The organism is uncultured Clostridium sp. (assembly GCF_934754925.1).
GTDB lineage: Bacteria > Bacillota > Clostridia > Clostridiales > Clostridiaceae > Clostridium.
This window is the reverse complement of the sequence record NZ_CAKVJA010000001.1, coordinates 75288-99384: the sequence shown is the minus strand read 5'-3', so window position 1 is coordinate 99384 and position 24097 is coordinate 75288. Positions and strand designations below refer to the sequence as shown.

General features: G+C 28.4%; 23 protein-coding genes and 1 other annotated feature. Of the genes, 7 read left to right on the top strand and 16 right to left on the bottom strand.

The features are described 5' to 3' along the window. The first annotated feature begins 13 nt into the window (after nucleotides 1-13). From Q0G30_RS00465 to Q0G30_RS00450, 4 genes are all read left to right on the top strand, one after another. Nucleotides 14-1009, top strand: coding sequence for an aspartate-semialdehyde dehydrogenase (locus Q0G30_RS00465; RefSeq protein WP_294385088.1), 996 nt, complete (start codon nucleotides 14-16; stop codon nucleotides 1007-1009). A 9-nt stretch (nucleotides 1010-1018) separates the two neighbouring features. Continuing rightward, nucleotides 1019-1897, top strand: a complete 879-nt coding sequence (dapA, locus tag Q0G30_RS00460; protein WP_294385087.1) for a 4-hydroxy-tetrahydrodipicolinate synthase — start codon at nucleotides 1019-1021, stop codon at nucleotides 1895-1897. A gap of 14 nt (nucleotides 1898-1911) precedes the next feature. Next, nucleotides 1912-2664, top strand: coding sequence for a 4-hydroxy-tetrahydrodipicolinate reductase (gene dapB, locus Q0G30_RS00455; RefSeq protein ID WP_294385084.1), 753 nt, complete (start codon nucleotides 1912-1914; stop codon nucleotides 2662-2664). Between the two features lie 110 nt (nucleotides 2665-2774). Further along, nucleotides 2775-2939 (top strand): hypothetical protein, encoded by a 165-nt coding sequence (locus tag Q0G30_RS00450; protein ID WP_294128945.1) that lies wholly within the window; start codon nucleotides 2775-2777, stop codon nucleotides 2937-2939. Nucleotides 2940-2974: 35 nt separating this feature from the next. On the opposite strand, the gene Q0G30_RS00445 is transcribed toward Q0G30_RS00450, so the two are convergent. From Q0G30_RS00445 to Q0G30_RS00420, 6 genes are all read right to left on the bottom strand, one after another. Continuing rightward, nucleotides 2975-4633, bottom strand: coding sequence for a peptide ABC transporter substrate-binding protein (locus tag Q0G30_RS00445; RefSeq protein ID WP_294385083.1), 1659 nt, complete (start codon nucleotides 4631-4633; stop codon nucleotides 2975-2977). Between the two features lie 176 nt (nucleotides 4634-4809). After that, complete coding sequence (locus tag Q0G30_RS00440; protein WP_291655903.1) at nucleotides 4810-5790, bottom strand: dipeptide ABC transporter ATP-binding protein; 981 nt, start codon at nucleotides 5788-5790, stop codon at nucleotides 4810-4812. Then, complete coding sequence (locus Q0G30_RS00435) at nucleotides 5790-6797, bottom strand: ABC transporter ATP-binding protein (protein WP_195467616.1); 1008 nt, start codon at nucleotides 6795-6797, stop codon at nucleotides 5790-5792. The genes Q0G30_RS00440 and Q0G30_RS00435 overlap by 1 nt, the downstream gene beginning before the upstream one ends. Before the next feature lie 12 nt (nucleotides 6798-6809). After that, nucleotides 6810-7778: an ABC transporter permease gene (locus tag Q0G30_RS00430; protein WP_294128952.1), complete on the bottom strand. Its 969-nt coding sequence runs from the start codon at nucleotides 7776-7778 to the stop codon at nucleotides 6810-6812. 15 nt (nucleotides 7779-7793) lie between these two features. Continuing rightward, nucleotides 7794-8711: an ABC transporter permease gene (locus Q0G30_RS00425; RefSeq protein ID WP_294385081.1), complete on the bottom strand. Its 918-nt coding sequence runs from the start codon at nucleotides 8709-8711 to the stop codon at nucleotides 7794-7796. Between the two features lie 403 nt (nucleotides 8712-9114). After that, a complete protein-coding gene (locus Q0G30_RS00420) occupies nucleotides 9115-10248 on the bottom strand; it encodes an aminotransferase class I/II-fold pyridoxal phosphate-dependent enzyme (RefSeq protein WP_294385079.1) in 1134 nt (377 codons plus the stop codon). 182 nt (nucleotides 10249-10430) lie between these two features. Between Q0G30_RS00420 and dapD the strand changes: the two genes are divergently transcribed. After that, nucleotides 10431-11141 (top strand): 2,3,4,5-tetrahydropyridine-2,6-dicarboxylate N-acetyltransferase, encoded by a 711-nt coding sequence (dapD, locus tag Q0G30_RS00415; protein WP_294385078.1) that lies wholly within the window; start codon nucleotides 10431-10433, stop codon nucleotides 11139-11141. Nucleotides 11142-11179: 38 nt separating this feature from the next. Here the strand turns inward: dapD and Q0G30_RS00410 are convergent, their stop codons facing one another. Both Q0G30_RS00410 and Q0G30_RS00405 read right to left on the bottom strand, forming a co-directional pair. Beyond that, entirely contained in the window at nucleotides 11180-11848 is a 669-nt protein-coding gene (locus tag Q0G30_RS00410; RefSeq protein WP_294128961.1) for a single-stranded DNA-binding protein, read from the bottom strand. A gap of 116 nt (nucleotides 11849-11964) precedes the next feature. Next, a complete protein-coding gene (locus tag Q0G30_RS00405; RefSeq protein ID WP_294128963.1) occupies nucleotides 11965-12723 on the bottom strand; it encodes a polysaccharide deacetylase family protein in 759 nt (252 codons plus the stop codon). A 125-nt stretch (nucleotides 12724-12848) separates the two neighbouring features. On the opposite strand from Q0G30_RS00405, the gene Q0G30_RS00400 reads away from it, so the two are divergent. Next, nucleotides 12849-13382 carry a DUF4364 family protein gene (locus Q0G30_RS00400; RefSeq protein ID WP_294385077.1) on the top strand — a complete coding sequence of 178 codons (534 nt, stop codon included), beginning with the start codon at nucleotides 12849-12851 and terminating at the stop codon, nucleotides 13380-13382. Here the strand turns inward: Q0G30_RS00400 and Q0G30_RS00395 are convergent. After that, nucleotides 13379-14254 carry a YncE family protein gene (locus Q0G30_RS00395; RefSeq protein ID WP_294385076.1) on the bottom strand — a complete coding sequence of 292 codons (876 nt, stop codon included), beginning with the start codon at nucleotides 14252-14254 and terminating at the stop codon, nucleotides 13379-13381. The genes Q0G30_RS00400 and Q0G30_RS00395 overlap by 4 nt on opposite strands. A gap of 156 nt (nucleotides 14255-14410) precedes the next feature. On the opposite strand from Q0G30_RS00395, the gene Q0G30_RS00390 reads away from it, so the two are divergent. Further along, on the top strand, nucleotides 14411-14662 hold the full coding sequence (locus tag Q0G30_RS00390; protein WP_294385075.1) for a TIGR03905 family TSCPD domain-containing protein: 252 nt from the start codon (nucleotides 14411-14413) through the stop codon (nucleotides 14660-14662). 51 nt (nucleotides 14663-14713) lie between these two features. On the opposite strand, the gene deoD is transcribed toward Q0G30_RS00390, so the two are convergent. From deoD to Q0G30_RS00355, 7 genes are all read right to left on the bottom strand, one after another. Next, nucleotides 14714-15424: a purine-nucleoside phosphorylase gene (gene deoD, locus Q0G30_RS00385; RefSeq protein WP_294385074.1), complete on the bottom strand. Its 711-nt coding sequence runs from the start codon at nucleotides 15422-15424 to the stop codon at nucleotides 14714-14716. Nucleotides 15425-15635: 211 nt separating this feature from the next. Next, nucleotides 15636-16934, bottom strand: coding sequence for a folylpolyglutamate synthase/dihydrofolate synthase family protein (locus Q0G30_RS00380; protein WP_294385072.1), 1299 nt, complete (start codon nucleotides 16932-16934; stop codon nucleotides 15636-15638). A 277-nt stretch (nucleotides 16935-17211) separates the two neighbouring features. Further along, nucleotides 17212-17439, bottom strand: a complete 228-nt coding sequence (locus Q0G30_RS00375) for a DUF3892 domain-containing protein (RefSeq protein WP_294385071.1) — start codon at nucleotides 17437-17439, stop codon at nucleotides 17212-17214. A gap of 256 nt (nucleotides 17440-17695) precedes the next feature. Next, nucleotides 17696-20338 carry a valine--tRNA ligase gene (locus tag Q0G30_RS00370; protein ID WP_294385069.1) on the bottom strand — a complete coding sequence of 881 codons (2643 nt, stop codon included), beginning with the start codon at nucleotides 20336-20338 and terminating at the stop codon, nucleotides 17696-17698. Between the two features lie 215 nt (nucleotides 20339-20553). Then, nucleotides 20554-20833 (bottom strand) — a binding site (T-box leader). Between the two features lie 83 nt (nucleotides 20834-20916). Continuing rightward, nucleotides 20917-21345 carry a hypothetical protein gene (locus tag Q0G30_RS00365; protein ID WP_294385067.1) on the bottom strand — a complete coding sequence of 143 codons (429 nt, stop codon included), beginning with the start codon at nucleotides 21343-21345 and terminating at the stop codon, nucleotides 20917-20919. A gap of 97 nt (nucleotides 21346-21442) precedes the next feature. Next, a complete protein-coding gene (clpA, locus tag Q0G30_RS00360) occupies nucleotides 21443-23680 on the bottom strand; it encodes an ATP-dependent Clp protease ATP-binding subunit ClpA (RefSeq protein WP_294385066.1) in 2238 nt (745 codons plus the stop codon). A gap of 3 nt (nucleotides 23681-23683) precedes the next feature. Further along, nucleotides 23684-23983 carry an ATP-dependent Clp protease adaptor ClpS gene (locus Q0G30_RS00355; RefSeq protein WP_291656711.1) on the bottom strand — a complete coding sequence of 100 codons (300 nt, stop codon included), beginning with the start codon at nucleotides 23981-23983 and terminating at the stop codon, nucleotides 23684-23686. Between the last annotated feature and the right edge of the window lie 114 nt (nucleotides 23984-24097).

Below are 24097 nucleotides of genomic sequence, written 5' to 3'. Positions count from 1 at the left end.
AGGGGGAACCAATATGTATAATGTAGCAATAGTTGGTAGTACAGGTAATGTAGGTAGAAAATTTTTAGAAATTTTAGAAGAAAGAAACTTTCCAATAAAGAATCTTTATCTTTTTGCTTCAAAAAGATCTGCAGGTTCTTATTTAAAATTTAAGGGGCAAGAATATTTAGTTGAGGAAACATGTGAAGATACTATAAAAAACAAAAAGATAGATATTGCATTATTTTCTGCAGGTGGAGATACAAGTTTAAAATTTGCTCCAATATTCTCATCTTATGGAGCTGTAGTAATAGATAATTCAAGTGCATGGAGAATGAATAAAGACGTTCCCTTAGTAGTTCCTGAAGTAAACCCAGAAGATTTAAAAAATCATAATGGAATTATTGCTAACCCAAATTGTTCTACAATACAAGCAATGGTACCATTAAAGGTTTTATTAGATAATTACGGAATAAAGAGAATTGTATATTCAACATACCAAGCAGTTTCAGGTGCTGGAATGCAAGGTATTAAGGATTTAGAGGATGGATTAAAAGGGTTAGAGCCTAAAAAATTCCCTTACCAAATAGCAGGAAATTGTCTTCCTCATATAGATGTATTTCTAGAAAATGGCTATACAAAAGAAGAAATGAAAATGATTGAAGAAACTAAAAAAATACTTCATTCAAATGATCTTAAAATCACTGCTACTACTGTAAGAGTTCCAGTTTTAAATAGTCATAGTGAAAGTATTAACGTTGAATTAAACAGCCCATTCGAATTAGAAGATATATTTAAATTATTTGAAAAAACAGAAGGTTTAACAGTTTATGATAATTTAACTGAGTTAAAATATCCAACTGCGTTAGATGTTTCTGGAAAAGATGATGTATATGTTGGAAGAATAAGACGTGATTTCAGCTTAGATAACGGTTTGAATTTATGGGTTGTTGCTGATAACATAAGAAAAGGAGCAGCTTTAAACGCTGTACAAATTGCAGAAGTTTTAATAAAAAATGAATGGCTTTAGGAGGATAAAATGTCAATATTTAAAGGCTCTGGTGTAGCTATAATTACACCTTTTAACGAAGATGGTATAGATTATGAAAAATTAAGAGAATTACTTGAATGGCATATAAAGGAATCCACAGATGCTATTATAATTTGTGGTACTACAGGTGAAGCTACTACAATGACTGAGCAAGAAAAAAAGGATGCCATTAAATTCACTGTAGATGTTGTAAATAAAAGAATACCTGTAATTGCAGGAACTGGTGGTAATAACACAAAAACATCTATTGAAATGAGTCTTTATGCAGAAAGTGTTGGTGTAGATGGACTTTTAGTTATTACACCATATTATAACAAAACAAATGCAGAAGGTTTAATAATGCATTTTAAAGCTATAAATGATGCTGTTAAAACTCCTATTATTTTATATAATGTTCCAAGTAGAACTAATATGAATATTACTCCACAAACATTATTAAAACTAACACAACTTAATAATGTAGTTGCTATTAAAGAAGCTAGTGGTGATATTAGTCAAGTTGCTAAAATGAAAGCTTTATGTGGAGATAAAATAGATATTTATTCAGGAAATGATGATCAAATAATGCCTATTTTATCTTTAGGTGGTATTGGAGTTATATCTGTTGCTGCTAATATAATCCCTAAAACAGTTCATGATATGTGCTATTTATATTTAAATGGTGATTGTCTTAAAGCAAGTAAATTACAATTAGATTATTTACAATTAATAAATGATTTATTTATAGAAACTAATCCTATTCCAGTCAAAACTGCTATGAATATTATGGGAATGAATGTTGGTGAATTAAGATTACCACTTTATAAAATGAATGATAAAAATAAAGAAGCTTTAGTGAATACACTAAAGAAACACAATTTAATTTAAAAGGAGTTTATCATATGATTAAAATACTATTAAGCGGTTGTTGTGGAAAAATGGGAACTACTATCTCAAATTTAGTTAGCGAATTCCCTAATTTAGAAATTATTGGTGGTATAGATAAATTCCCTAGAGAATTAAATTATCCAGTATTCACTACACCTGATGATGTAAATATAGAGTATGATGTACTTTTAGATTTTTCTAATGTCAGTACATTACACAAACTATTAGAATTAACAGAAAGAACAAAAAAACCATTAGTTATCTGTTCTACTGGTTATTCACAAGAAGATTTAGATTTAATTAATGAAAAAAGTAAAACATTACCATTATTTAAATCTGCTAATATGTCCTTAGGTATAAATTTAATTAATTCACTTTTAAGAAAAGTAACTCCATTATTATATGGAAATTATGATATAGAAATAATAGAAAAGCATCACAACCAAAAATTAGATTCACCAAGTGGTACTGCACTTCTTCTTGCAGACACAATAAAAGATTCTATTTCTGAAGAAACTTATTATGTTCATGGTAGAGATGGACATAAAAAGAGAGATAAAAATGAAATAGGTATTCATGCTGTTAGAGGTGGCTCTATCGTTGGTGACCACGATGTCATTTTTGCTGGAACTGGTGAAGTTATTGAATTATCACACAAAGCAATATCAAGAGACGTATTTGCAATAGGTGCATTAAAAGCATGCGAATACATGGCTACAATTAATGTTGCTGGACTTTATAATATGGATGATGTTTTAGGACTATAATAAAAAGAGAGCTTATATGCTCTCTTTTTTACTAGAAATATTCAGAATAAATATATATGAAAAGTACATACTAAGATTGTACATTTTTATATTTTAGGAGGATTTATATAATGCCAAAAGATAGTCAACCAGATAATAAACAAGCTAGAATGGAAAAGTGCAATTATCAAACTCCAATAACTGAAGAAGGTCATAATCATAATCCAAACGCTAAACATAAATCAATAAAAAGAGAAGGTGTTTCTAGCCAACATTATAATCCTGCTGGAAATTAATAAAAGAGAGTCAAACTTTGACTCTCTTTTATTAATTATTCTTTATATGCATGTTTGAAAGATATTTTTCCTAATGTAGAAATTTGAACACCTTTAACATTTTCATTTGCAGCTGTTACTGTAGTATAGTAATAGATAGGTAAAATCGGCATTTCATCCATTAATATATCTTCAGCTTTTCTTAACATTTCAAGTCTCTTAGCAGAATCTGTTTCAACTTTAGCAGCAGCAATTAATTCATCATATTCAGCATTACTAAATCCACAGTCATTATTTCCACCATTAGTTACCCATAAATCTAAGAATGTCATTGGATCTACATAATCTCCAATCCAACCATGTCTAGCAATTTGATAATCACCTTGTTGTCTTGTATTTAAGAATACAGCCCATTCTTGGTTAGTTAATTCAACATTAACACCAATTTCTTCCCAGTTTTGTTGGATAATTTGACAAATATCTTTATGTGCACCTTCAGAGTTATACATTAATTCAATTGTTGGAAGACCTTTACCATTTTCGTATCCAGCTTCCTTTAATAACTCTTTAGCTTTTTCTTTATTACCTTCCATATCTGATGGATCATAATATTCTTTTGAAGCAAATTCATTACCATTTTCATCAATAATACCTTGTGGAACAAAACTGTATGCAGGAACTTGTTCTGCCTTACCAACATTATCAATTATTTCTTGTCTATCAATAGCAAGATTTAATGCTTGTCTAACTAACTTATTACTTAATGCTTTTTTAACATCTTCGTTTAATGTATCTTGTTTTCCAACATTAATTGCAAAGTAATATGTTCCTAATTTAGAATTAACATGAACTAATCCTTCTTCTATACCTGGTTCAATTTCATTTGTTGGTACAGAATTAACCATATCAAAGTTTCCTGCTTTTAATTCTGAATATGCAGTAGTATCATCTGAAACTAATTTAAAAGTTAAAGTATCTAATTTAACACTATCTTTATCCCAGTAGTTTTCATTTTTTTCGAAAACTAATTGATCTTTCATATCCCATTCAACTAATTTGAATGCCCCATTAGAAATATAAGTTTCTGGCTTAGTAGCCCATCCTTCTGGATTAGCAGATACTATATCTTCTCTTAAAGGAACATAAGTTGTAAATGCACATAATTGTAAGAAATATGATGTTGGAGTTTCTAAAGTTACTTCTAATGTATAATCATCAATTACTTTAATTCCAACTTCTTCAGCTGAAGCTTCACCATTATAGAACTTTTCTGCATTCTTAATGTAGAATAACTGATAAGCATATTCAGCTGCAGTTTCTTTATTTAATGCTCTTAACCAAGAATACTTAAAGTTATCAGCTACTACAGCTTCTCCATCAGACCATTTACCATCTTGTCTTAATTTGAAAGTATAAACTAATCCATCTTCTGAAACTTCATAACTTTCAGCTGCACCTTCTACTGGTTGGTCATTTTCATTAAGTACCATTAAACCTTCAAAAGCATTTAAAATCATTGTTCCTGCACCTGAAGAATTATTTAATGTTGGATCCATTGTTTCTGGATCTTCTCCTAGATTAAATACTAAGTTTTGATTTGATGCTGAACTACTTCCACCACTAGTTGATTTATCACCACAACCAATGAATAAAGAAGTAGCCAATGTTGCAGCTAAAACAACTGCACATAACTTCTTTAATTTTGAACTTTTCATTTCAATTTTCCCCCTAGTTTTTTTATTTATTTAAATTGCTTAATGCAATTAATGACTTAACTTTTAAATCTTAATTTAAATAACAAATTTCTAAAGATTCTTGTGTTTTTATATTTTTAACGTAAGTAACTAAAACATATTCCTTAATCTGACTATTATTAGTCAGATTAAGTTAACTATTTATATAAGTGACATGCAACAAAATGTCCTGGTTCAACTTCTTTAAGCTCTGGATTAACTTCACCACAAATCTTCATTGCTTCTTTACATCTACCTTTGAATCTACATCCTGGTGGTGGATCTATAGGCGATGGAATATCACCTTCTAAAACTATTCTCTTATTAGATTTTGCTATCTTTGGATCTGGTATTGGAACTGCAGATAATAACGCTTTAGTATACGGATGTTTAGGTTTCGTATATACATCATCGGCTGGTCCTTTTTCAACCATTTGCCCTAAATACATAACTCCTATATGAGTTGATATATGCTTAACCATAGAAAGGTCATGAGCAATAAATAAATATGTTAATCCAAATTCTTCTTGTAACTCTTCAAGCATATTTATTACTTGAGCTTGAATAGATACATCTAAAGCTGAAATTGGTTCATCACATACTATAAAATCTGGTTGAACTGCAAGTGCTCTTGCAATACCAATTCTTTGTCTTTGTCCACCTGAGAATTCATGAGCATATCTATTGATGTGACTTCCATTTAGTCCAACTTTATCTAATAAATATCTTATTCTCTCTTCTCTTTCTTTTCCTTTGAAAAGACCATGAATATCAATTGCTTCACCAATAATATCTCCAACGGTCATTCTTGGATTAAGAGATGCATATGGATCTTGAAAAATCATTTGCATACTTTTTCTTAAAGATACCATTTTCTTTTCACTTAATCCTGTAATATCTTGTCCATTAAAAATTATTTGACCTGATGTTGGTTCATATAACTTTAATATAGTTCTTCCAGTAGTAGTTTTACCACAACCTGATTCCCCTACTAACCCTAAAGTTTCTCCCCTCTTAATAGAGAATGAAACATTATCTACTGCTTTAACAAAGCTCTTCTTAGAAAATAATCCTTTGTTTGCAGGGAAGTATTTACAAAGGTTTTTAACCTCTAAAATAACGTCATTTTTATTTTCCATTATTCTTCCCCCTTTATTGGTGATTCAACTTTTGGTGCATTTTTATGACATAGCCAACATGCGGCTCTATGACCTTCTGCTATTTCAAATAATGGTGGTTGTTTTTCTTTACATATTCTCATAGCATAATCACATCTTGCTGTAAATGGACATCCAACTGGTGGTTTTAATAAATCTGGTGGTTGCCCCTCAATTGGAATTAATTTTTCTTTTAATTCACTTTTAGGATTAGGTACGCTTCTTAATAATCCCCATGTATATGGATGCTTTCCTCTATAAAAAATATCTTCTGTTGTACCTTCTTCAACAATAACTCCACCATACATAACATTAATTCTTGAACATAAATCTGCAACTACTCCAAGATCATGTGTAATTAATATAATTGATGTATCTAATTTTTCTTTTAAATCTTTCATTAAATCTAAAATTTGAGCTTGAATAGTAACATCTAATGCTGTAGTAGGTTCATCTGCAATTATAAGTTTAGGTTCACATATTAAACTCATTGCAATCATAACTCTTTGTCTCATACCACCAGAAAATTCATGAGGATATTGTTTTAATCTCTTTTCTGGACTAGGTATTCCAACCATATCAAGCATTTTAATCGCTTTTTCTTTTGCTTCCTTCTTAGATATTTTTTTATGTTTAATTAGGTGTTCTGTTAATTGATCACCTACTGTAAATAATGGATTCAACGATGTCATTGGATCTTGGAAAATCATTGACATATCATTTCCTCTTATAGTTTGCATTAATTTTTCAGTAGGCTTAGTTATATCTTTATTATCGAATGTAATAGTTTCTGCTTCTATTTTTGCATTCTCACCTAATAATCTCATTATCGTCATCATTGTAACTGACTTACCACATCCAGATTCACCAACAACTCCAAGAGCTTCTCCTTTATTTAAATGAAAAGATACTCCTCTAACAGATTGAACATCTCCAATATGAGTCTTAAATGATGTTTTTAAATTTTTAACTTCTAATAATTTACTCATCTGTTTCTCCTCCTATTTTTGATGCTTAGGATCTAAAGCTTCAGTTAATCCATCACCAAATAAGTTAAATGCTAAAATAATTAAACAAATCATAGCAGCTGGGAATAATAATTGATAAGGTTGTGTCGTTAATAAACCTTTAGCATCATTTGCTAATGTTCCTAACGATGCTAGTGGCGCATTTAAACCTAAACCAATATAACTTAAGAATGCTTCAGTAAATATAGCTGAAGGTACAAATAGTGTCATTGTTACTATAATTGATCCTAAACAGTTAGGAATTAAATGTCTTAATAAAATTCTTGTTTTAGAAGCTCCTAAAGTTTTTGCTGCTAAAACGAATTCTTGTTGTTTTAATTGAAGTATATCTCCTCTAACTATTCTAGCCATACCAACCCAAGACGAAATTGCCATTGCAACTATAATAGCAAACATTCCACTTGAACCTTCTGTCTTTAATACATTCATTAATAAAACAACATATATTAATGTAGGAATAGAATACAGTACATCTACTATTCTCATCATTATATTATCAACTTTTCCACCTAAGAACCCTGCAATTCCTCCATATAAAACTCCAATTACAAGATTTAATACAGATGCTGCAAATGCGATAATAAGTGAATATCTTGCTCCATACATAACCCTTACAAATAAATCTCTACCTAAATTATCAGTTCCAAACCAATGTTGTGCATTTGGCCATAAATTTGAAGCAGTTTTATCAGTAGATTTATACGTAAAACCAAAAAGTTTTTCAACTACAATAGGTCCAAATATTGCAAAAGCAATAATAACAATTATCATAATTAATGAAAATAATGCAACTTTATTTGCTTTTAATCTTCTCCATGCATTAGCCCAATATCCTACACTTGGTCTTACTATTTCATTAGCTTTTTTCTCTTCTGAACTTAAAGGAGAAAACAATTCACTATCTATATTTAAATCTAAATTTTCTACAACTACATTTTTCAATTAACTCTCCCCCTTTTATCCTTCTAGTTTAATTCTTGGATCCACTACTACATATAGTAAATCAACTACTAAATTACAAATAACTATAAATGTACAATAGAAGGCTAAAACTCCTAATAAGGCTGTATAATCTCTATTTGTTATTGTTAATGTAAATTCATTACCAAGCCCTGCTATTGCAAATATTTTTTCAACAACGAAGGAACCTGTAAGTACCCCAGCTGTTAAAGGCCCTAAATATGTTACAACAGGAATTAATGAATTTCTTAATGCATGTTTAAATATTACTGTTCCACCACTTAACCCCTTAGCCTTTGCTGTTCTTATATAGTCTGATTTTAAAACATCAATTAACTTATTTCTTGTTAATCTTGTTATAAATGCCATTGAACTTCCTGATAATGCTATCACAGGCATTATATAATTTGAAGGTTTGCTAAGACCAGTTGCTCCTAGTACACCTAATTTTACTGTAAATATAAATATTAATAAGGATCCTATTACAAAACTTGGGATAGTAATACCAAGTGTGGCTATTATCATACATATCCTATCAGGCCACTTATTTGCATTTAATGCAGCAACTACTCCTAATAAAATACCAACTACTACAGAAGCTATAATTGCAACTGCTCCAATTTGTGCTGATTTTGGGAATCCATTCTTTATAGTGTCTACAACTTGTCTACCTTTATATTTCATAGATTGTCCAAAATCACCTTTTAATAAACCTTTCATATAGATAACATATTGTTCTCCTACGGGTTTATCTAGCCCATACTTTTCATTTAATACTTCTTTCATCTCAGCAGTAATTTTTTCTCCTTCAAAAGGTCCTCCTGGCATTATTCTTACAAGAAAGAACACAATTGTAATAACTGCCCAAATTGTAACTATACTAGTTAAAATTCTTTTTCCAATATACTTTAGCATTTGTGTATAACCCCCATCTCATTTTTAAAATCTAAATTTTAATAAATTTATATTAATTATAATACATTTATTATTTTTGTCAAAATACATCGTTAATATTAAACAATTTTTCTTAATACTTTATTAATTATTTACACATATTTTTTTCAATATGTTAATGCAATAATATTTTTTAAGATAACGTTTACATTTACTGATTTAGCCATTTTATCCGCTTAAAGGTATAATTAATTTCCAATTCTAAAATACAAATTCTCTTAAGAATTTGTTAAATAAATATTTTTATCATCAATGTTTTAAACGGACATTTTTAACATTTTGTATTATCCTTCACGGACATTTTTTGGTAAAAAAAGAAATATATATTATTACAACTTAATAATATATATTTCAAGTTATTTTTTTAAAGTTTTGCTATAAATTTTTCTATTCTTTTTAATCCCTCTATCAACTCATCATCTGAATAGCAATATGATAATCTTAAATAGCCTTCTCCACCTACACCAAATGCAGTTCCTGGTACACAAGCAACTTTTTCTTCATGTAGTAATCTCAAAGCAAACTCTTCTGAAGGAATATTAAATTTTTTTATTGATGGGAATACATAAAATGCTCCTTGTGGTATAACAACATCTAGCCCCATATCTTTAAGTTTACTTACAACAAAATTCTTTCTTTTATTAAAGACTTCCTTCATATAACTTACATCTTGCAATCCATATTTTAATCCATTATAAACAGCCCACTGACAAATAGATGGAGCACAAGATACATTATATTGATGAATCTTTATAATTTCATTCATTAACTTCTCACAACATGCATAATATCCAACTCTTAATCCAGTCATTGAAAACATTTTTGAAAATCCACCTACATAAATTATCTTATCTTTAATTTCATTGCATTGAGCAACACTATGATACTCATCATAACATAAAGATTCATATATCTCATCTGTAATAACAATTACATCATTTTCTTTAATTAACTGTACTAACTTATTTTTTTCTTCTTTCGATAATATTGCACCAGTAGGATTACTTGGTAAAGATAATACTAAATACTTTATATTCATATCTTTTATTTTATTCTTTATATCTTCTATATCAATTTTAAATTCATTATCTAATGAATAATTTACAACAGTTCCACCTAATATTGTAACTATACTCTCATATGCTGGATATGCTGGTGTTGGAATTAAAACTTTATCGCCTTTATTTAATAAGGCTGTAAATATATTAAATAAAGCTTCACTACCACCAACAGTAATGCAAATTTCATCGGCCTTATAAGAAATATCTTTCTTTAAAAGATATTTACTTATTTCTTCTCTTAATTCAACTATTCCTAAATTACTTGTATATGTAGTCTTATTTTCATTTATTGCTTTTATTAACCCTTCTTCAATAGATACTGGCAACTTAAAATCTGGTTGTCCTAATGTTAATGAAATTGCTCCATCTACCTTCTGTACTTCATTATAAAATTTTCTAATTCCTGATATTTTAACATTACTTAAATTTTCATTCATATTTATTGCCCCTTTATTTTATTATTAAATCTCAATTAACCCTGAAATAATTTTATAGCAAATGTATTATGCAGTAAAGTTTTTTCTACTATTTTACTATTGTCTCTTTAAAATACCTAATAATTCTATTATAATATAAATGCTTAAATAAAAATTGGGGCAAATGAAGAAAGGATGATTTTATGAATTATAATTTAACTGATCCATATGAAATCGCAAGATTTATTAAAGAATCAAAGAAAACAACTCCAGTAAAAGTTTATGTTAATGGAGACCTAAGTGATGCTTCACTAAATAATATTGAACATTATGGAGACAATAATTTTTACATATTATTTGGAGAAAGTGATGTAATTACTGAAATAATATTAGAAAATAAGCACAAAATAAATTCTTTCAGAGTTGAAAATGATAGAAGAAACTCTGCTATACCAATGCTAGATCTTTTATCAATAGATGCAAGAATAGAACCAGGTGCAATAATTAGAGATAGAGTTTCTATTGGTAAAAATGCTGTAATTATGATGGGTGCTGTAATAAATATCGGCGCTGAAATCGGTGAAGGTACTATGGTAGATATGAATGCTGTAATTGGAGCTAGAGGCCAATTAGGTAAAAGAGTTCATTTAGGAGCTGGTGCTGTTGTTGCTGGCGTTTTAGAACCACCTAGTAAGGAACCTTGTCAAATCGGTGACGACGCTATGATAGGTGCTAATTCAGTTATCTTAGAAGGTGTAAAAATAGGAGCTGGTGCTGTTGTTGCCGCTGGTTCTGTTGTTACTGAAGATGTTCCAGCTGGTGTTGTTGTTGCTGGTTCACCTGCAAGAATAATTAAAAATGTTGATGATAAAACAAAAGATAAAACACAAATCTTAGATGATTTAAGAAAATAAAAAAACTCCCTCTCGGGAGTTTTTTTTATTATTATTTACTATACTGCACCTTCTTGGTGGTTAGTATTAGTATTGTGTGCAGTTTCTTCTGCAGACACCTTTTCCATTTTAGAAATTGACACTTCATAAGCAACCTTTTTAACTACTTCAGTCTCGCTTATCTTTTTTTGGTATTCTCTACTTTGTAATCTTCCCCATACCCTAATATTGTCGCCGACTTCTAATGTTTGACAAAATCTTGAATTTCTTCCCCACGCAATTGTTGGAATATAATCTGACTTATTGTAAGCTCTATTTACAGCTAATAATACATCTGCAATTTCTCTTCCAAATGGTGTTTTTCTATATACTGGTTCCTTACATATATAACCATCTAAGAATATTTCATTTGGGTTCTTGCTTTTTTCTATGCATGGTTCTATGTTTCTAGCAAAAACTGTTAATATTAACTTATTTGCTCCATCTACAAATTTATTATAAGATCTTAATTGACCTAATACTACTATTTCTTTACCTATAGATAAATCCATATTACTAATAAGTCTTTCGGATACCGTAATGTTTAATAAATCTACAGAATCACTTAATCTTGTTACCTCCATTAGGAAAGTATAAAAACCTTCCCCATACATTTCATGACTAAACTCCATACCACTTACAATTTTTCCTTCAAGATAAATCTTGTTATTTAACATCAAATTGTCCATCTTTACCCCTCTCTCCCTTAGTAATTAATAAAATTCTTATTGCTGTTATAAAAATATCAAGGATTTATTTCCATTATAATACAAAAACCTCATAACTTTCAATATTTTTCTAATATTTATTTTTTTATTTGTTCACCTTTTTCATTTATATAGTAATTATCATCATAAATAAGTTCACTTACAGTAACAAATTCATATCCTTCCTTAGTTAATTGAGTGATAATTTTACTTAAATTTTCTGGTGTATATTTTGCATTATTATGAAAAAGAACTATTGATCCTTCTTTAATATTTTTCATTACTCTATTATATTCAACTTCCGCACCTGACTCTTTATAATCTATTGAATCAACATCCCATTGAATACATTCATAACCTAAACTTCTAACATACTTTAAAGCATCTTCATTATAATCTCCACTTGGAAACCTAAATACTTTAATTTTGATACCTGTTGCAGCATAAATAATATCTTCTGTCTTTTTTATTTCATCAGCCATTCTTTCATGGCTGATTTTAGTAAAACTTGGATGGATATAACTATGATTTCCCATTTCATGTCCACCTTCATTTATTTTCATAAGTTTTTCCCTATTTTCATCTGAATAATTTACCCATCCACCCATAATAAAAAAAGTACCTTTTGCATTATTTTCATTTAATACATCTAATATATCGTATATGTATTCATTCTCTGCCCAATTTATATCAAAAGTTAATGCCACTTTTTTCTCTTCAGTTAAAACTCTATATATGGGCAGCTCCTTAGCTTCACTAGCTACAGTATTTTTGATTTTACCAGTATAAACTATAGATACAATAATCACCATAAATATTATAAAAATATTGATATTGATTTTTTTGCTAATTTTCATTGCTTTACTCCTAAACTTAATTTTTATTAATTTATATTCTTAATTTATAATATTATGACTACAATATTCCATCTAACAAATTTTATGTTATAATTAAATAGACACTTTCATATTGGAGGTTTAATATGTACGAAACTTCAGCTGAACTAGCAGAAAATAAACTTTTAGTACTATACGTTATAAAATCCTTAAGACAACCTATTTCTAAAACACAACTTACTGAAATAATTCTTGAAAATAATTTTATTAATTATTTTACTCTTCAACAATATATTAGTGAATTAGAAATCGCTGAATTTGTTGAATATATTGAAAAGAATAATAAGAAATTAATAACTATAACCACTAAAGGAGAAAATGTTCTTTCAATATTCAATGACAGAATTTCTCCAATAAAAAGAGATATAATCGATAATTATATCTCTAAAGCAATAGACAATATAAAAAAGGAATTAACTATTCATAGTGATTACACTATAGAAAAGAATAACTCCTTTATTGTTAATTTAAAGGCTCTTGAGGATGAAACACTACTTATAGATCTAAAAATTTCTGTTCCAACTAAAAAGCAAGCAACATCGCTTTGCAATAGATGGAAAGAAAATCCTTCAGATATTTATACTAAAATAGTTCAAGTACTTTTTTCTGATGAAAACTAAAATAAAATCATAGCATTGGGTTCTGACTCGATTGCTATGATTTTTTTTACCTTATCTCCCTCAACAACAATCAATCTTCCCTTCAAATAATCACCTATATAAATTCTATTATCTTTCTTTAATATACCTTTTGGCATTCCACCTATATATATGGTTTTAACTAATTTAAATATTCTTTTATCTATTATGCTTATACTACCTTCAGTAAAGTTTGAAACATAAATATCATTATTATCTTCATACATATCAATAGGTGATGTTCCAACTTCAATTCTTGCTATTCTATCAAATGTTTCTATAGAAAATACATCTAAGTAACCATTATCATCACTACCTAAATAACTTTCGCATATATAGATATTCTTTTTATCATTTGATACTTTTACTTTTGTAGGATATTCTGGAGTTAAGAGGGTTTTAACAATCTGATAATCGTGTAAATCTATAATTTTAGTGCAATTTTCTTCTAAATTTGATACAAATAATAATTCTTTTTTATCACAATAATCAATGCTATGAGGCCAATTACCTGTATTAAGCTCCCATAACACCCTATTTTGATTTAAATCATAAGCAACTATAGCATTGGATTCTCCACAAATTGTATAAACTTTATCCCTCACTTTTACTAGATCATTTGGTTTAGGTCCAATTTTAATATTTCGTACTTCTTCAAAATTATCTCCTGAAAAAATGGATATAGAGTCACTATAATTGTTGGCAGTTATAATTTCATTATCATATTTTCTTATCCCATGAGGCCCAACTGGTTTTTCAGATAAGTTAAATATTATTTTTTTTACCTCAAATGTATCTAAATCAATTTTAGAAAGTGAATCTGCACCTGTATTGCATAAAACAATAGAACCCATTAACTACACCCCCCTTAAAACTTCTATGTATTTTAATATATGCAAATTGCAATAAGTTGGCTACTATTACATTATTTTTTGTTTTTCTTTATTTTTCTACAAATTCAATATATAATTATAAGGGAAATCATTACTTATATATTAGGGGGAGTACAAATGTTTGTTTATAAAACATCTGGAGTATGTTCTACAGAAATACATGTAGAAGTTAAGGATAACGTTATTGAAAATGTTGAATTTGTAAGGGGATGTCCTGGTAATCTGTTTGGTATTTCACTTCTTGTAAAAGGTATGAATATTGATGAAGCAATTCAAAGATTACAAGGAATTGATTGCAGGGGAAAAGGAACTTCTTGCCCTGATCAATTATCAAAAGCTTTAATAGAATATAAAAATACTAATAACTAATATTATTCTAGTAAAAAATGACAAGCTTAGGCTTGTCATTTTTTCATCACTCTATTTAATTAATTCTAATGCAATTTCCATCATATCTGTAAAAGTATTTTGTCTTTCTTCTGGTGATGTCTCTTCACCCTTAAAAATATGATCTGATATTGTTAATATAGATAATGCTTCAACGCCATTTTTCGCTGCTAATGTATATAATTCTGCAGTTTCCATTTCTACTGCTAAAACTCCATAGTCAGCCCAAGTTTTTAATGAAAAATGATTGGTATCATCATAAAATAAATCGCTTGATAGTACATTTCCTACCTTAACATTAGCTCCCTTTGCTTTTGCTACATTATATGCATTATATAATAAATCAAAATTTGCACTTGGTGCATAATCAAGACCATTAAATCTTCTCTTATTAATTCCTGAATTAGTAGATGCACTTTGAGCAAGAACAATATCTCTAACATTAACATCATCGCTACAAGATCCCGCTGAACCTATTCTTATAAGTCTTTTAGCTCCATAAAATTGAATTAATTCATTTACATAAATTGAATGTGAAGGTAGTCCCATACCAGTTCCTTGTATAGAAACCCTTTTCCCCTTATATGTTCCAGTATATCCATACATACCTCTAACTTCATTATAGCAAACTGCATCTTCTAAAAAGTTTTCTGCTATGAATTTAGCTCTTAATGGGTCTCCTGGTAATAGTACTGTTTCTGCAATAGCTCCTTCTGGCGCCATAATATGTAAATGTTTTGACATAAACATTACCTCCTTTATTTTATTATTTATTAGTATAGTATATTATTTAACAATAGTAAATAATTAGCTTTTAAATATATCTAATATTTTAGGATATTTTTTCTTTTTATTTTATCATCATTTACGAGTATTTTATTTTAGTGTATAGTTTAAATAGTTTATTTACTTAGATGCTTATATTCAAAAGAAAAGAGCTGCATATAGCAACTCTTTACTTAATTATAGTCTTATTAATTATTCTTCTCATATCTCCAATCATATATAATGATCCACTTGCTAATACAAGATCATTTTCATCTGCATTATTTAATGCACTTAAATATGCTTCTTTATAATCATCATAAGCTTGACAATTTTCATTATATTTAATTATTTCATTTTTTAAATCTTCTGCTAATTCAGCTCTTATTGAATTAGGTGTAACTGCATATACCTTTTTAGCCATTGGTGTTATTACTTTAACCATTTCATCAACATCTTTATCTGCTAATATTCCTAGAATTAAATATAAATTATTATATTTAAAATATTTCTTTATATTTCTACTTAATGTTTCTATTCCTTGTATATTATGCGCACCATCAATAACTACATATGGATTATTTGATAAAACTTCTAAACGGCCTTTCCAAGTAACATTTTTTATACTTTTTACTATGCTACCAACTGATATATCTGTTATATTTCTATTATTTAAAACTTCGATCGCTTTCATTGCAACACTTAAATTAATTATTTGATGTTCTCCAAGTAAAGGTAATAATATATCAATTTCATTATTATATTTTAATAATTGATACGGCTTATCCCTGTTTACCACATTTTCAAATTTTAGATTTTCATTATTGGCAATATAGAGATCAGAACCCATTTCAAGGCACTTATTTTTAATAACCTTCAATGCCTCTTCTTGTTGAGGATATATTACTGTAGGAATTTCTTTTTTAATAATTCCAGCTTTTTCTCCAGCTATTTCTTCTAATGTATTCCCTAAAAGATTAGTATGATCAAAGCTTATTGATGTTATAACTTGAAGTATTGGTGTAATAACATTAGTAGAATCTAACGTTCCTCCTAAACCTACTTCTATAACTCCAAAATCTATATTTTCTTTTTTAAAATATAAAAGCATCAAAACAGTAATTATTTCGAATTCCGTAGGGTGATTATATCCATCTTCTATTACTTTATCTACTGCTATTTTAATCTCATCCATTAGAGTAGCTAAGATTTCTTTCGGAATATTATTTCTATTAATTTGAATTCTTTCTTCAAACTCTTCTATAAATGGTGAAGTGTACATTCCAACCTTGTATCCTGCCCCAATTAATATTTCTGTTATCATTGAAGTTGTAGAACCTTTTCCATTTGTTCCTGCAATATGTATAAGCTTTAAATCCTTTTCTGGATTATCTAAATACTCTAATAATTTATATGTTCTTTCTAATCCATAGTTTGAACCAAAATTACCAACTTCAGTGATGTATTTCATTGCTTCTTCGTATTTCATAACTTACCTCATCTTATTTTTTAATTTATACTATTAAATATAAATTATATTTAATTAAAATGCAAAATTATCTAACATTTTAGCTAGTTTAATATTGTATACTCATTATAATAAAGAGTTAATTATTAATTTTATAACGTTTTTTAATTTATAAAAAAATAACGCCTAAAAAGCTTATTTAAACTTTATTAGACGTTATTTTGTATCAATTAATATTAAACTAATTTAAAATTAGAATTTGTCAAATTTCGCATTATGCTCATTTGCTAAATTAACCTTAGTCTTCTTTAGACATAGATGATAAATTATTTCCTTCAGTTTCATCAGGTTTAGTTCTTAAATATTCTTCACCCTTCCTAGAATGAGCAATAATTACACCATCAATTTGCCCATTTTTAGCCATTTCAACTCCTTGCGCCTTTTCAACTGTTTGACCACTTTCTAATACATATTGCATAATTTCGCCACTACTATTTTTAATTGTTTCTACTATTTTATTACTCATATTAGTCACCTCTTAACATTATTTTTCACGAACTGAATAATTTTATTCATTTTTCTTTACAAAAATAACCGTTACAATTAAAGTTAATAATTCTCCTATAGGTACACTAAGCCAAACACCATTAATACCAATAAATAATGGTAATACAAAGACACAAATAGAAACAAATAGAAGTCCCCTACAAAAAGTAATAATAATAAAAATGGCAGGTGACAAAGCCTATAAACTTGTCACTTGCCAAAATGTTAACTTAAAACTATTTTAAAGTATCTATTCTAACTAATACTGCATCAAGCATTTCTTGATACTTAACTAGCTTTTCTTTTTCACCATTTATTACTGCTTCTGGAGCTTTAGCTACAAATCCTGCATTAGAAAGTTTCTTTTCTATTCTTGTTACTTCACCTTCTAATTTTTTCTTTTCTTTATTTAATCTTTCAAGTTCCTTTTCCTTATCAACTAAGTCTAAAAGTGGCATAAATAATTCTCCACCCTTAACTACTAATGATACTGCATTTTCAGGAACTAATGATTTATCAGCTATAAATTCAACTTCTGAAGCTGAACCTAGTTTTTCCATATAAGGAATACCAGCAGTAAATGCATCTTTAGCTTTATCAGAAATATAGCAAATTACTTTTGCTTTTCTTGATGGTGGAACATTCATTTCAGCTCTTACATTTCTTAATCCCTTAATAGCTTCAATAACAAATTCCATATCCTTTTCTGCCTTGCTATCTGCTAAATCTTCAGCATATTCTGGCCATGAAGAAATTGTTATAGATTCTCCATCTGTTAAAGTAGTATAAATTTCTTCTGTAATGAATGGCATTACTGGGTGTAATAATTTTAATCCTGTAGTTAATACAGTGTATAATACATTATAAACTACTCCCTTAGCTTTTTCATCATCACTAAAGAATACTGGTTTAACAAGTTCTATATACCAGTCACAGAATTCAGTCCACATAAAGTCATAAACCTTTTGAAGAGCAATACCTAACTCGTATTTTTCCATGTTTTCAGTTACTTCTTTAACTAAAGTATTCATTTGAGATAATATCCATCTATCAGCTAAGCTGTACTCTTTGCAATCAGCATATTTATTCATTACTTCTTTATCTAAGTTCATCATAACGAATCTTGATGCATTCCACATCTTGTTAGCAAAGTTTCTTGCTGCTTCAACTCTTTCTGGAATATATCTTATATCATTACCTGGAGAGTTACCAGTAACAAGCATGAATCTTAATGCATCTGCACCATATTCATCAATAACTTCTAATGGATCAACACCATTTCCTAAAGACTTACTCATCTTTCTTCCTTCAGCATCTCTTATAATACCGTGGATTAATACTGTATCAAATGGAGTTTCATCCATATTGTGTATTCCTGAGAATATCATTCTAGCAACCCAGAAGAATATGATGTCATATCCAGTAACTAAAACATTAGTTGGATAGAAGAAATCTAAGTCTTCTGTTTTTTCTGGCCAACCTAAAGTTGAGAAAGGCCATAATGCAGATGAGAACCAAGTATCAAGTACATCTTCATCTTGTCTTAAGTTTTCAGAACCACATTTTGAACACTTACATGGTGCATCAACTTCAACCATCATATGATTACAGTCATTACAGTAGAATACAGGTATTCTATGTCCCCACCATAATTGTCTTGAAATACACCAGTCTTGAATATTTTCCATCCAGTTGTAATATATTTTATCAAATCTTTCTGGAACGAACTTAGTCTTTCCATTTCTAACTACATCAATAGCAGGTTTTGCTAAAGATTCCATCTTAACATACCATTGTTTTGAAACTATTGGCTCAACAACAGTTCCACATCTATCATGTGTTCCAACATTGTGAGTATGAGGTTTAACTTTAACAAGTAATCCTTGCTCATCTAAATCCTTAACCATTTGCTTTCTAGCTTCATATCTATCTAAACCTTGATATTTTCCACCTAATTCATTAATTACACCATGGTCATCCATTACTCTGATTATTGGAAGGTTATGTCTCTTACCAACTTCAAAATCGTTAGGATCATGTGCTGGAGTTATTTTAACTGCTCCTGTTCCAAATTCTATATCAACATATTCATCACCAACTACTGGTATTTCTCTATCAGTTAGCGGTAATTTTAATGTTTTACCTATTAAATGTTTAAATCTATCATCATTTGGATTAACAGCAACTGCAGTATCTCCAAGTAATGTTTCTGGTCTTGTAGTCGCTATTTCTAAGAATCCTGAACCATCAGCTAGTGGATAATTAATGTGCCAGAAGCTACCTTCTTTTTCTTCGTATTCAATTTCTGCATCTGATAATGCTGTTGTACATTTTGGACACCAGTTTGTTATTCTATTTCCTTGGTATATAAGTCCTTCGTTGTATAACTTAACAAATACAGTTCTTACAGCTTTATTTAAGTTTTCATCCATTGTGAAAGCTTCTCTTGAAAAATCAGCAGAAACACCCATCTTTTTAAGTTGCTCTCTTATATGACCTCTATATTCATCAGACCATTCCCAAACTTTTTCTAGGAATGCTTCTCTTCCCATTTCTTTCTTAACTAAACCTTGCTTTAATAATTCATTTTCAACTTTAACTTCAGTTGCTATAGAAGCATGGTCTTGCCCTGGTAACCATAAAGTACAGTAACCTTGCATTCTCTTAAATCTTATAAGCATATCTTGAAGTGTATTATCAAGAGCATGCCCTAAATGAAGTCTACCAGTTATATTTGGTGGTGGCATTACAATTGAAAATGGCTTCTTAGTTTTATCAACAACAGGAGTGAAATATTTCTTTTCTTCCCATGTTTTATAAATTCTTTCTTCAAATTCTTTTGGATTATACGTTGTGGCTAAATTTTTCTTTTCTTCCATCAATAAAACCTCCTGAATAGTTTTTTATATTTAAAGTTCTTATATTAAGACCACTTTACAAATTTAAAATAAATATTTAAATTACTATTTCATTCAATAAAATAAATACAAAATAATATTACTTTAATTATACTATCCATAATTTTATTTTTAAGTCTATATCAATACCATCATAATTTTATATTTTTATAGACATAAAAAAAAGCCTTAGTCCTAAAAAGGACGAAGACTCGTGGTACCACCTTTATTCCTAAGTGACTCTCCAAACCTTGATTTGAATAAATGAGCTTACATCTACGAAAAATAAGTAGATACTTCATTTTAAACAACTTAGATCTTATTTTAATAACGACTATAAAGCCGTCTTTGACTACTACTATTTCACCAAAGAAACTCAAAAGCTACCTTCAGGATATTTCATATAGAAGGCTTACACCCTAGACCTTCCTCTCTTAATACGTCCTATTCCTTACTCCTCTTTATCACTGTTTTTAAATATTTATTTGTTCTTATATTATGATATTTTTTTCTCTTTGTCAACAAATGTGTTATAAATTTAAAATTATTTCTAATATAAACTATTTTTCTATAGTTTCAACAAACTCATCATAACTTTCTGGTTTACCATTCCCAAAAATAACTTTAAATTCATTAGTTTCTATATTTCTATAGTTAATATAAGTCTTATTCATATCCAATCTAGATATATCTTTAAAGTTAAACATATTTAATACTTCTTCTTCACTTAAATTTTCACCTAATGTTCCTGACTTTGCAATTCCACTTAAAGTTACTAATTTATAGGCTCCACATGGATTTAAATACTCTGTTTCAATTATAATATCACTACATTCATCAAATTTATATTTCTCTTCATTATTTAGCTTTTCTTTATTATAGTAATACCCACAACAAGTACAAACCTTACTTAGACCATAAATATTATTTTCTACTCTTACTAATCCACCACAAATTTTACATTTTTCAATATTCAATATGTTATCCATTTTTTACCCCCATATATTCTTAATTATAATTATTTATATTATTTATAATCAGAACATATGAGGTTATTTAATAAGTTGAACTAAAATTTATATAATATTATTTATAAATAAATTTATTATCCTTAACATCTAAAGTTATTTCTCCCCCCTTATTTAAGCTTCCAAATAATATTTCATCAACTAGCATAGGTTTAATCTCTTGGTTTATAATTCTTATTATTTCTCTTGCACCATATTCCTGAGAAACACCTTTATTAGCTACAAAAGAAATACACTTATCATCAAAATTCACTTTAACATTTTTCTTTAACAGTTGTTCATTAAATTTATTAAGTTCTTTTCTGGCAATATCTAATGCCATTTCATTATTTAAATGATTAAACACAACTATTTTATCAAGTCTATTTCTAAATTCAGGGCTGAAGAATTTTTTGACTTCTTCCATTATAGCTTCACCTTTAATTACTCTTTCTCCAAATCCAATAACACTCTTACCAATATTTTTTGCACCAGCATTAGAAGTCATAATTAATACTACATTTCTAAAGTCAGCTTTTCTTCCCTGATTATCACTCAAAGTAGCATAATCCATAACTTGAAGTAAGACATTTAATATATCTGGATGTGCTTTTTCAACTTCATCTAACAATAAAACACAATATGGATTTTTTCTAATTGTATCAGTTAAAAGTCCTCCCTCCTCATATCCAACATATCCTGGAGGCGCTCCTATAAGCTTTGCAGCTGCATGCTTTTCTGAATATTCACTCATATCAAATCTTATAAGCTTAACACCTAAGCTTTCTGCTAAAGTTTTAGAAAGTTGAGTCTTTCCAACTCCAGTAGGTCCAACAAATAGAAGTGAGCTTATAGGCTTGTTTTCTTCATTAAGTCCAGCTCTAGACATTTTAATGCATCTTACAACTTCATGAATTGCTTTATTTTGTCCAAAAATATTTTTTTCCAAATTATCTTCTAGTTCTTTTAAAGATGAAATTTCATCTTTCTCAACTGTATTCTTTGGTATATGACATACTTTTGATATAACTTCTTCAATTGTTTTTTCATCAATTATCTTTTCATTTGAATCCTTTCTATTCATAGAAATATAGGATCCAGCTTCATCAATAATATCTATTGCCTTATCTGGTAAAAATCTATCATTTATATATTTACTACTTAATTCAACAGCTACCTTAATTGCTTCATTAGTATATTTTACATTATGATAAGTTTCATAATTACTCTTAAGACCTTCTATTATTTTAATTGTTTCTTCTACCGAAGTTTCTTTAACCTCTATTGTTTGAAATCTTCTACTTAATGCTTTATCTTTTTCAAAATACTTCTTATATTCATCAAATGTTGTAGCTCCTATAAACTTTATCTTTCCATCCATTAAATATGGTTTTAAAAGATTAGATGTATCTAAAGAGCCACCACCAATTGCACCTGCTCCTACAATTGTATGGATTTCATCAATATAAACTATAGGATTTTCATGATTGCTAATTTCATTTAGCACCTTTTTTATTCTTTCTTCAAAATCTCCTCTATATTTAGTTCCAGCTAAAGTTGCTCCTATATCTAATGAAAAAATTTCTGCATTTTTTATCTTTTCAGGAACTTTTCCTTCATTTATAAGTCTTGCTAATCCAAGAGTTATAGCTGTTTTTCCTACACCCGGCTCACCTACATGTATAGGATTGTTTTTAGTTCTTCTACAAAGAATTTGTATTGTTCTATTTAATATTTCATCTCTACCTATAAGTGGATCAGTATACTCATTTTTAACATATTCATTTAAATTGCTAGTTAAACTTTTAATAAGTGGTTCCTTTTTTTGACTTTCTCTTTCCTTATTATCTAAATCTTCATTATCATCTTTATCATCATTAATATAGTAAGTATCATCAATCTGATCATGACAAAGCTTATACAGTAATTCTCTTTTTTCTATTCCTTGTTCTAATAAATAATACTGTGCATAACTATGTTCTAAATCATAAATTGCTGATATAATATGCTCCATTGAAATGCTATTACTACTTGCATAAATAGATTGTTCACTTGCTCTTAAAATAACTTGTTGAAAATTATAACTTTCTTGTATTTTTCCACTTTCATCTATTTCAATATAATTATTTAAGTAATCTAATAAATCCCTTCTAAGTTTATCAATATCACCTTCTAATTCTTTTATAACTTCAATAAATCTTTCTTCAAATGTCATTGCATATAATATATGCTCTGCAGTTACAAATTCATGATTATTCTTTTTAGCAAATTCGTATGCCTCAACTAAAATATTATTTACCTCTCTTGTTATTTCCATGAACTAAGCCTCCTCAATAGTTATATTAAAAGGAAAGCCTTCTTCCTTCGCCATATCTAACGCCATTGCTACCTTAGTAGTTGCAATATCATAAGGATAAACTCCAACTATTCCTCTTCCTAATTTGTGAACATCCATCATTATTTTATTTGATGTATTTATATCTTTCTTAAAAATTGTCATTAATATATTAACTACAAATTCCATAGTTGTAAAATCATCATTATGCATAACAACTTTATATTGTTTCGGCTTTTTTATTTTAACTTTTTCTTTTTTTTCTGCTATGATTTTAGTTTCCATTATTATCCCACCTTAATTTTAAATTTAGACAAGTATATATTTTAGAAATTTTCAACTTATCAAAAAAATTTCTCTCTATATTTCATATGTTTTATATGGTAATTATAGTAATGA